Here is a 10,107-nt window from a genome sequence, read left to right as displayed (position 1 = left end):
GCCCCCACCACCGCCACCCGGGTGCCGTCCTGGTCGAAGATCAGGGCGTCGTTCGGGACCGACACCGCCGGGGACACCCGGGGGATCGCCAGGGTCAGGGTGATGTAGAGGCCGGCCTGCAGGACCCGGTCCGGGTTGGGGATGTCGACCTGCGTCACCAGGGTGCGCGAGGCGTGGAGCAGGGTCGTGGACGAGCGCGAGACCCGGCCGGGGAAGATTTTTCCAGGGAGCTGCGCCACCTCGGCCTTGGCCTCCAGGCCGTCGCGGATTCCGTCGGCCGCGTAGAGCGGCACGTTCACCGCCATGCGCAGCACGTCGTCCCGGGCCAGCGTCAGCAGCGGCGCGCCCGTGTTGGTGTCCGCCGTGACCGCGTCGCCGACATCGGTGTTGCGGGTGGTCACGACCCCGTCGAAGGGCGCGCGGATCTCCTCGAAGCCGGTCAGGACCCTGAGCCGGGCGACCTGGGCCTCCTGGGCGGCGATGTTGGCCTCCGCGACCTTCACGGCCGCCTTGACGGCGTCGACGTTGGCGCCCTGCGCCAGCACCCCGGCCTGCGCGGTGTCGGCGTTCTGCTGGGTCGCGGTGCCGCTGCCGGCCAGCGTCGAGGTCCGCCGGTTGGTCACGTCCGCGAGGTGGCGGTTGGCTTCGGCCTGATCGACCATGGCGCGCGCCTGGATCAGCGCCGCCTGCAATTGCAGCACCTGCGATTGCGCCTGGACCAACTGCTGGTCGAGGTCGGGCGCGCTGATCCGGAACAGCAGGTCGCCCTTCCTCACGTGCGAGCCGATATCGACCTTGCGCTCGACGATGTAGCCGGTCGCCCGCGGATAGAGGCTCGCGGTGTCGAAGGCCTGGGTGGTGCCGGTCTGGGTCAGGCTGAGCGTGTCGGAGGCCTGCCGGGCCATGGCCACCCGCACGGTCTGGGGCTTCTTGGCCGCCTGCGGCGGCGGGCTCGCCGCCCGGGACGGCTCCGGCCAGTGGCGGTAGCCCAGGAGCCCGACCCCCGCCAGCGCCAGCAGGCCGATCCACAGGCGGCCGGGCCGCGCGGGGCCGCCGGGCGCGCCCGGCGCAGCGGATTCGCGCGCGGCTGAACTGTCCCGGTCCGCCATCTGGTCCTCGGGTCGCACCGAACGTCCGCCCGGCAGGGGCGATCCGGCCTGCGGCCGGCGCCCGCCGACCGGGACACGTTCAAGAGTGTATTCAATTCATAGACCATGCCCGGGGTCCCGGCGAGATGCCGCAGCGCACGATGATGTGCTGGATCCTCCGATGCCGCGGCCGGTTACCCCCGCGACGGGGCTGGATTCCGGCCCCCGTTCCCAGACGCGCCGACGCCGGACCTGTCCCCCTCTTCGGCGGCGCGCTCCAACAGGCCGACACGCGATGACCGAGATCTCCCGGCGTTCCATGATTGCCGCCGCGGGCGGTGCGATGATGGCGTCCCCCGCCCTGGCGCAGACCGCCGCCGGCCCTCTCGCCGCCGGGCCCCTGCCCCAGCGGGGCTCCAGGGGCGCCGACATCCTGGGCCCGACCAACGGGCCCCGCGCCGCCGAGGAGCCGTTCACCCAGGCGCCGCCGGCCACCGACCACGGCACGATGCCGAACCTGAAATGGTCGTTCACCGACAGCCACATGCGCCTGGAGGAAGGCGGCTGGGCGCGCCAGACCACGGTGCGCGAATTGCCGGTCTCCAAGGCCATGGCCGGGGTCAACATGCGGCTCAAGGCCGGCGTGGTCCGCGAGATGCACTGGCACAAGGAAGCCGAGTGGTCCTACATGATCAAGGGCAAGGCCCGGATCACCGCGGTCGACCAGGACGGGCGCACCTTCGCGGACGATGTCGGCGAGGGCGACCTCTGGTACTTCCCGGGCGGCATCCCGCACGCGATCCAGGGGCTTTCGGCCGACGGCATCGACGGTTGCGAGTTCCTGCTGGTGTTCGACGACGGCGGCTTCTCGGAGGATTCGACCTTCCTGCTCACCGACTGGCTGGCGCACACGCCGCGGGACATCCTGGCCAAGAATCTCGGGGTGCCCGAGAGCGCGCTGGCCAAGATCCCCGAGAAGGAGCTCTACATCTTCCCGGGGCCGACCCCCGGCCCGCTCGCGGCCGACAAGATGGGCGGCGCCGGGGACGTCCCAAAAACCTTCAGCCACCGGATGCTGGTGCAGGAGCCGATCCGCACCAAGAGCGGGCGCGTGCGCATCACCGATTCCACGGTGTTCCCGGCCTCGGTGACGATCGCGGCGGCGCTGGTCGAGGTCGAGCCCGGGGGCCTGCGCGAGCTGCACTGGCACCCCAACAGCGACGAGTGGCAGTACTACCTCTCGGGCAAGGGCCGGATGACGGTGTTCGGCTCGGAATCGAAGGCCCGCACCTTCGACTACCAGGCCGGCGACGTCGGCTACGTGCCCTACGCCATGGGCCACTACATCGAGAATACCGGGGACACGACGCTGACCTTCCTGGAGATGTTCAAGAGCCCGCGCTACGCCGACATCTCGCTGAACCAGTGGCTGGCGCTGACCCCGCATCCCCTGGTGCAGGCCCATACCGGGCTGGATCCCAAGCAGCTCGACGCCCTGCCGCAAACCAAGACGCCGGTCGTGCCGGGTTGACGCGGCCAGGAACCTGATCGAGCCTGGGTGCGTCGATATGATGAACAGTATTCAGGCTTGATACGGAGAACCCGATGCGCGCCCTCGCCCGCGCGTTCCTCGCCCTGGCGCTCGCCCTCCCGGCGGGCGCCGCCTGGGCGCAGGTACAGCCGAACGACCCGAACGCGGCCAATTCCTCGTTCGCCCTGCAGAGCCAGATCCGCACCCTCAACCAGCAGCGGGTCTCCGACTACAACACGCTGAACCAGCAGTTCCAGCGCAACGTCCAGTACCAGCCCCACGTGCCGTATTACGGCGTCTACGGCGGGCGCCGGGTCGGCCGGCACGGGATCGCGCGGGCGCCCCGGGGCGGGGTCAACACCAGCGTGTGCATCGGCTGCTGAGCGTCGGCGCATCGTCCCGAAAGGTGGTTGCCGGCTTTCGGAACCGGACGAAGCGGGGGCTGAAATCCCGGCATAGCGGGGACAGCCCGAAAAAAACCTTTTCCCGTCCGCACGCTTGGCCCAGAAGCTGGGCCCATGGTGGCGCGCGCATGAACATTCTGCTGATCGGCTCGGGGGGACGCGAGCACGCGCTGGCCTGGCGCCTGGCCAAGAGCCCGCTCTGTACCCGCCTGTTCACGGCGCCGGGCAATCCCGGCACCGCCCGCCACGGCACCAACCGGCCCGACCTCACGATCACCGACCACGCCGCGGTGGCGGCCTTCTGCGCCGCCGAGTCGATCGGCCTCGTGGTGGTCGGGCCCGAGGCGCCGCTGGTCGCCGGGCTGGTGGACGACCTGAAGATCGCCGGGATCCGCACCTTCGGGCCGACCCGCGACGCGGCGCGGCTCGAGGGCTCGAAGGGCTTCACCAAGGACCTCTGCGCCGCCTGCGGGATCCCGACCGCCGCCTTCGCGCGCTTCACCGCGCTGGAGCCGGCGCTCGCCTACGTCCGCCGGGAGGGCGTCCCGATCGTCGTGAAGGCCGACGGCCTCGCGGCCGGCAAGGGCGTCACCGTCGCCGAGACCCTGGACCAGGCCGAGGACGCGCTGGCGTCGCTGTTCGAGGATCCCGGCGCCGAGGTGGTGGTCGAGGAATGCCTGTTCGGCGAGGAGGCGAGCTTCTTCGCGCTGTGCGACGGCACCCGGGCGATCCCGCTCGGCACCGCGCAGGACCACAAGCGCGTGTTCGACGGCGACCGCGGCCCCAACACCGGCGGCATGGGCGCCTACTCCCCGGCCCGGGTCGTGACCCCGGAGATCGAGGCCCGGGTCATGGCCGAGATCATCCTGCCGACGCTGGCCGGCATGCGGGCGCGCGGCTGCCCGTTCACGGGCATCCTCTACGCCGGCCTGATGCTCACCGCGGACGGCCCCAAGCTCATCGAGTACAACACCCGCTTCGGCGATCCCGAGGCGCAGGTGCTGATGCCCCGCCTCGCCTCCGACCTCGTCCCGGCTTTGCTCTCGGCGAGCGAAGGCGACCTCTCCGGGGTCACGCTGGAATTCGACGCCCACCGGGCCGCCCTCACCGTGGTGATGGCGGCCGCCGGCTATCCCGGGGCCGTGGTGCGGGGCTCGGTGATCCGGGGCGTCGACGGGGCCGAGGGCGACGGCGTGTTCGTGTTCCAGGCCGGCACCCGCGACGAGGGCGGCCAACTTCTCGCCGACGGCGGCCGGGTGCTCGCGGTGACGGCGCTCGGCGACAGCGTCACCGACGCCCAGGACCGCGCCTACGCGGCGGTGGCCCGGATCGACTGGCCGGAGGGCTTCTGCCGCCGGGACATCGGCTTCCGCGAAGTCGCCCGGGAAGCCGCAGACCGGGGCTGAAAGCCCGGTGTCTCGGGGGCTCCGCCCCCGAACCCCTGCCAAAGGGCCTGCCCTTTGGGAACCCGTTACTCGCCGATCGCGGCGCCGGCCGGACGGCGGTTGTCGTTGGCGCCGTAGAGCAGGCCCGGGCGCATCCGCTCCGTGCGCGTGGCGTCGTTGCCCGAGGAGGCCGCGTCGGTGGGGTCCGGCACGGCGGCGCGGATTGCGATCAGCTCCTGCGCGCCCCAGGGTTTCTGCTCGACGATCGTGTGGCCTAGGCCCCGCAGGATCGCTTGCGTGTCCGCCGAGAGCGCGAACGGCTCGGCGTAGACCGTATCGGGCAGCCACTGGTGATGGATGCGCGGGGCGTCCACCGCCTCCTGCGGCTCCATGCCGAAATCGAGCACGTTGATCAGCGTCTGGGCGTTGATCGTGATGATCCGCGAGCCCCCGGGCGAGCCCGCCACCAGGGCGACCTTGCCGTCCCGCAGCACGATGGTCGGCGCCATCGACGAGAGCGGGCGCTTGCCCGGCGCGATCGCGTTGCGGGCGCCCTGGACCAGGCCGAACAGGTTCGGCACCCCGGGCTTGACGGTAAAATCGTCCATCTCGTCGTTGAGGAAGAACCCGGTCTCCCCGGCCATCACGCCGGCGCCGAAATAGCCGTTGATCGTGTAGGTGAGCGAGACCGCGTTGCCGGCCTTGTCCATCACCGAGATGTGGGTGGTCTCGGGCTTCTCCTGCGGGAGGCTTTCGGGGGCCGGGCGGATCTCGGCGGACGGGGTCGCCCGGTCCGGCCGGATCGTAGCCCGGAGCTGCTCGGCGTAGGCCGGCGACAGCAGGCGCGCCACCGGGTTGGGCCCGAAATCCGGGTCGCCCAGCAGGATGTTGCGGTCGGCATAGGCGCGCCGCATCGCCTCGACCATCAGGTGCACGGTCCGGGCGGAATTGAAGCCGGCCGCCCGCAGGTCGTAGCCGTCGAGGATGGTCAGGATCTCGCACAAAGTCGTGCCGCCGGACGAGGGCGGGGGTGCCGACAGGATGGTGGCGCCCCGGTAGCGGCAGGTCAGCGGCTCGGATTCGGTCACCGTGTAGGCGGCGAAGTCGGAAGCCGTGAGCACCCCGCCCCCGGCCCGGGACGCCGCCTCGACCTGGCGGGGGATCTCGCCCTTGTAGAACGCGTCCGAGCCGCCCTCGGCGATGGCCTGGAGGGTGCGGGCGAGGCCGGCCTGGACCATCCGGTCGCCGGGCCGCCAGGACGTGCCGTCCGGGCGCAGGAAGACGCGGGCGACGTTGGCCTGCCCGGCGAACAGCTTGGCGCCGAAATCCAGGATGTCGGTGTCGCCCCGGGTGAGCACGAAGCCGTCCCGGGCGAGCGCGACCGCCGGGGCCATCACCCGGGCCAGCGGCAGGGTTCCGTATTCCGCGAGCGCGGTGTTCAGGCCGAGCACGGTGCCGGGCACGCCCGCCGCCTTCCAGCCGCGCAGGCTCGCGCCCCTCACGACGCTGCCGTCGGCGTCGAGATACATGTCGCGGCTGGCCGCCCCGGGCGCCTTCTCGCGGAAATTGATGAAGCGGCTCTGTCCGTCGGCCCGGTGCAGCACCAGGAAGCCGCCGCCGCCGATATTGCCGCAGCACGGGTTCACCACCGCCTCGGCATAGGCCACGGCCACCGCGGCATCGATGGCGTTGCCGCCGGCCTTCAGGATGTCGGCGCCCACCTGGGAGGCCAGGCGCTGGGACGACACCACCATGCCGTTCTCGGCCTCGACGGCCGGTCCCGAGGCGGCCCGCGCCCCGGGGCTTCCGAGGGCGACGAGAAGCCCGAGGAACAGCGCGCGTGCCGGTGCGATCATCCAGGCTCTCTTCGATGCGGGTCCGGCGCTGCCATATAGGGGGCCGGGCGCCGGAGTCGCGGCTCCCGACGATAGCCTCATCCTGAGAGGGTGTGGGTCTTTCGGTTCTCCGCTCGCGACAGACGCTGCGGCGCTCCTCGGAAGGTCCATCCCGGCACAGGAGCCTGGCTTGCGAGCCGAGGCGGGACGTTCCCCGAAGATTTGCGGTCGAGGTCGATGACGGAGCGCGACACGCCCCCTCTCCCGTGCGGGAGAGGGTTGGGGTGAGGGACCAGATCTTTCCGGAGAAGTCGCATCCCTCACCCTGTCCCTCTCCCGCACGGGAGAGGGGACCCGCGCCGTGTCCTTCGTCGCCGGCCCGTCCGGGGCCGCCCGGGTATTCGGCTCATGAGGATGTCGAAGCGTGACCGATCGACAGACTCTCAGCCTCTAAGGTGGCGCGGCGGAGCGGAGCCCTCGAAGGAGCCCTCCAGCGAGCCGCACGCGTTCTGGAGGGCTCCTTCGAGGCCCGGCGATCTTCGATCGCCGGGCGCCTCAGGATGAGGGGGCTGATGGGAGAGGCGGTTCGGCGGCTGGTCGGCCTCAGCCGTTGCGGAACGTGTAGCTGTAGCCGTTCAGCGCCGGCGCGCCGCCGAGATGCGCGTAGAGGATCTTCGCGCCCTTCGGGAAGAACCCCTTCTTCACGAGGTCGATCATGCCCTGCATGGATTTGCCCTCGTAGACCGGGTCTGTGATCATCCCCTCGAGCCGGGCCGAGAGCCGGATCGCCTCGACGGTCTCCTGCGAGGGCACGCCGTAGACCGGGTAGGCGTAATCGGCGTTGAGCACGACGTCGTCGGCGACGATGTCGCCCGCGCCGACCAGGGCGGCGGTGTTCTGGGCGATGTCGAGGACCTGGGCCTTGGTCTGGGCCGGGGTGCAGGAGGCGTCGATGCCGATGACGTTCCGGGCGCGCCCGTCCGCGGAGAAGCCCACCAGCATGCCGGCATGGGTCGAGCCGGTGACGGTGCAGACCACCACGTAGTCGAAGCGCAGGCCCATCTCGGCCTCCTGCTTACGTACCTCCTCGGCGAAGCCGACATAGCCGAGGCCACCGTACTTGTGCACCGAGGCGCCGGCCGGGATCGCGTAGGGCTTGCCGCCCTCGGCCTCGACCTCGGCGAGCGCACGCTTCCAGCTGTCGCGGATGCCGATGTCGAATCCGTCATCCACGAGCTGCGTCTGCGCGCCCATGATCCGCGACAAGAGGATGTTGCCGACCCGGTCGTAGACGGCATCCTCGTGGGGCACCCAGGCCTCCTGGATCAGCCGGCACTTCATGCCGATCTTGGCGGCCACCGCCGCGACCATACGGGTGTGGTTCGACTGCACGCCGCCGATCGAGACCAGGGTGTCGGCGCCGCTCTTGATCGCGTCCGGCACGATGTATTCGAGCTTGCGCAGCTTGTTGCCGCCATAGGCCAGGCCCGAATTGCAATCCTCGCGCTTGGCGTAGATCTCGACCGCATCCCCCAGATGGGCCGAGAGCCGCTTGAGCGGCTCGATCGGCGTCGGGCCGAAGGTCAGGGGGTAGCGCTCGAACTGTTGCAGCATCGGGACTCTCCAGGTCTTCCGGCCGCCGGGATCGTTTTCCACCCGGCGCGGCCGCCTTCGGGTTACGGCAGAAAGCTAACCCGGATCGTCTGAAAGGTGCTCTCGATCTTGGCCTGCCGATGGCTCTCTGCTTGCATCGACCGCCGCAACGGACGAGAAATCATCCGGAAAGTCCCAAAAAAGTGAAAGAAACCGCCATGTCCGCAGGGCTCGACCGGATCGACCTCAAGATCCTGCGCCTGCTCCAGGCGGACGGGCGCATGGCCAATGCCGAGATCGCCGAGCGCTCGGGCACCAGCGCGGCCACCTGCCATCGCCGGATTCAGCGCCTGTTCACGGACGGCTTCGTGCGGGCGGTCCGGGCGCTGGTCGATCCGGCCCGGGTCGGCCGGGGCACCCTGGTCTTCGTCGGCGTCGTGCTCGACCGCTCGACCCCCGAGAGCTTTTCCGAATTCGAGGCCGCGGTGCGGGCGATCCCCGTGCTGCTCGACTGCCACCTCGTGGCCGGCGACTTCGACTACATCCTGAAGGTCCGCGTCTCCGACATGGCCGACTTCAACCGCCTCCACAGCGCCACGCTGATCGGCCTGCCGGGGGTGCGCCAGACCCGCACGTTCTTCGTGATGAAGGAGGTGATCGACAACGCGCCGCTGGACCTCTGACGCGGAACCGGGTTTCAGGATTATCGGCGGCCGCTGGGCATAGCGCGATGGACGACGCGCGCCCCTTTCCCGGACAGGTGGAGCGAAGCGGAACCTGGTCCGGGATCCAGCACACAGAGCGCCGCGCAGCGGCACAGGATGACATCGCGGCGGCGCAGGCGGACGCTTCGCGTCGTCTTGTGCTGGATCCCGGGTCGCATTCCGCTGACGCTCCACGCGCCCGGGAAAGGGACGGCGCGCAGGCCATGCCCCTCGCAGTTCCGCCCTACCCCTCCCCGCGCCGCGCCTTGCGCAGGGCCTCCCAGCGGTCGAGCCGCTCCGCGAGCCGGGTCTCGTAGCCGCGCTCGGTGGGCGCGTAGAGGTGCTGGCGCCCGATGGCGTCGGGCCAGTAATCCTGGCCCGAGAAGGCGTCGGGCTCGTCGTGGTCGTAGCGGTAGCCCTCGCCGTAGCCGATCCGCTTCATCAGCTTGGTCGGCGCGTTGAGGATGGTGCGGGGCGGGGCCAGGGAGCCGGCCTCCTTGGCGAGCCGCGTGGCGGCCTTGTAGGCGGTGTAGACCGCGTTCGATTTCGGCGCGCAGGCCAGGTAGATCGCGGCCTGCGCCAGAGCGAGCTCGCCCTCGGGGCTGCCGAGGAAGTCGAACGCGTCCTTGGCGGCGTTGGCGACCACCAGGGCCTGCGGGTCGGCGAGCCCGATATCCTCCACCGCCATGCGGACCAGCCGGCGGGCGATGAACAGCCGGTCCTCGCCGGCATCGAGCATCCGGCACAGATAGTAGAGCGCCGCGTCCGGATCGGAGCCGCGCACGGTCTTATGCAGGGCCGAGATCAGGTTGTAATGGCCCTCCTGGGCCTTGTCGTAGATCGGCGCCCGCCGCTGCACGATCTCCTGCAACGCCTCGGCGTCGAGGGTCTCCCCCGGCCTGGCCGAGCGCCAGACCTCCTCGGCGAGCGTCAACGCCGCGCGGCCGTCGCCGTCGGCCATCCGGACCAGCACGCCCCGCGCCTCCTCGGTGAGCGGCAGGGCTTGGCCCGTCAGCGCCTCGGCCCGGACCAGCAGCCGCGCGATCGCGCCCGGATCGAGGGCCCGGAACAGCAGCACCCGGGCCCGCGACAGCAGGGCGGCGTTGAGCTCGAAGGACGGGTTCTCCGTGGTGGCGCCCACCAGCGTGACGGTGCCGTCCTCCATCACCGGCAGGAAGGCGTCGAGCTGCGCCCGGTTGAACCGGTGGATCTCATCGACGAACAGCAGGGTCGCCTGCCCGGTCGCCCGGCGCTTGCGGGCGGCCTCGAACACCTTGCGCAGGTCGGGCACGCCCGAAAAAATCGCCGAGATCTGCTCGAAATGCAGGTCGGTGCCCTGGGCCAGGAGCCGCGCCACCGTGGTCTTGCCGGTGCCGGGCGGCCCCCAGAAGATCAGCGAGCCGAGGCTCTTTCCGCGCAGCAGCCGGGTGAGGCTGCCGCCCTCCCCGGTCAGGTGCTCCTGGCCGACGACCTCAGCCAGGCTTTGGGGGCGCAGCCGGTCCGCGAGCGGGCGGCTGGCCTCCGCGACGGGGGCGTGGCCGGAATCCGGTGCCGAGGCGGCCGGGCG

8 protein-coding genes are annotated in these 10,107 nt (G+C 71.1%); 4 read left to right on the top strand and 4 right to left on the bottom strand.

Annotated features, from left to right (window positions below; all coding sequences use genetic code 11):
- Nucleotides 1–1,109: efflux RND transporter periplasmic adaptor subunit (locus FV233_RS26205; protein ID WP_147899257.1), on the bottom strand; the 1,109-nt coding region annotated here is incomplete at its 3' end.
- Nucleotides 1,110–1,383: 274 nt separating this feature from the next.
- On the opposite strand from FV233_RS26205, the gene FV233_RS26200 reads away from it, so the two are divergent.
- The 3 genes from FV233_RS26200 (at nucleotide 1,384) to purD (ending at nucleotide 4,429) form a co-directional block, all read left to right on the top strand.
- Nucleotides 1,384–2,619, top strand: a complete 1,236-nt coding sequence (locus tag FV233_RS26200) for an oxalate decarboxylase family bicupin (protein ID WP_147899256.1) — start codon at nucleotides 1,384–1,386, stop codon at nucleotides 2,617–2,619.
- Between the two features lie 74 nt (nucleotides 2,620–2,693).
- Nucleotides 2,694–3,002, top strand: a complete 309-nt coding sequence (locus tag FV233_RS26195; RefSeq protein ID WP_147855323.1) for a hypothetical protein — start codon at nucleotides 2,694–2,696, stop codon at nucleotides 3,000–3,002.
- 149 nt (nucleotides 3,003–3,151) lie between these two features.
- A complete protein-coding gene (gene purD / locus FV233_RS26190) occupies nucleotides 3,152–4,429 on the top strand; it encodes a phosphoribosylamine--glycine ligase (RefSeq protein WP_147855322.1) in 1,278 nt (425 codons plus the stop codon).
- Between the two features lie 65 nt (nucleotides 4,430–4,494).
- On the opposite strand, the gene ggt is transcribed toward purD, so the two are convergent.
- Together ggt and FV233_RS26180 are read right to left on the bottom strand one after the other, a co-directional pair.
- A complete protein-coding gene (gene ggt, locus FV233_RS26185; protein WP_147899255.1) occupies nucleotides 4,495–6,264 on the bottom strand; it encodes a gamma-glutamyltransferase in 1,770 nt (589 codons plus the stop codon).
- A 582-nt stretch (nucleotides 6,265–6,846) separates the two neighbouring features.
- Entirely contained in the window at nucleotides 6,847–7,857 is a 1,011-nt protein-coding gene (locus FV233_RS26180; RefSeq protein WP_147899254.1) for a 1-aminocyclopropane-1-carboxylate deaminase, read from the bottom strand.
- 197 nt (nucleotides 7,858–8,054) lie between these two features.
- Between FV233_RS26180 and FV233_RS26175 the strand changes: the two genes are divergently transcribed.
- Complete coding sequence (locus FV233_RS26175; RefSeq protein WP_058194928.1) at nucleotides 8,055–8,519, top strand: Lrp/AsnC ligand binding domain-containing protein; 465 nt, start codon at nucleotides 8,055–8,057, stop codon at nucleotides 8,517–8,519.
- Between the two features lie 265 nt (nucleotides 8,520–8,784).
- Here FV233_RS26175 and FV233_RS26170 read toward each other — a convergent pair.
- A partial coding sequence (locus tag FV233_RS26170) for a replication-associated recombination protein A (protein ID WP_147899253.1) occupies nucleotides 8,785–10,107 on the bottom strand: 1,323 nt, incomplete at its 5' end.

Source organism: Methylobacterium sp. WL7 (assembly GCF_008040085.1).
GTDB classification, from domain to species: domain Bacteria; phylum Pseudomonadota; class Alphaproteobacteria; order Rhizobiales; family Beijerinckiaceae; genus Methylobacterium; species Methylobacterium mesophilicum.
This window is presented reverse-complemented; position numbering and strand designations above follow the sequence as displayed.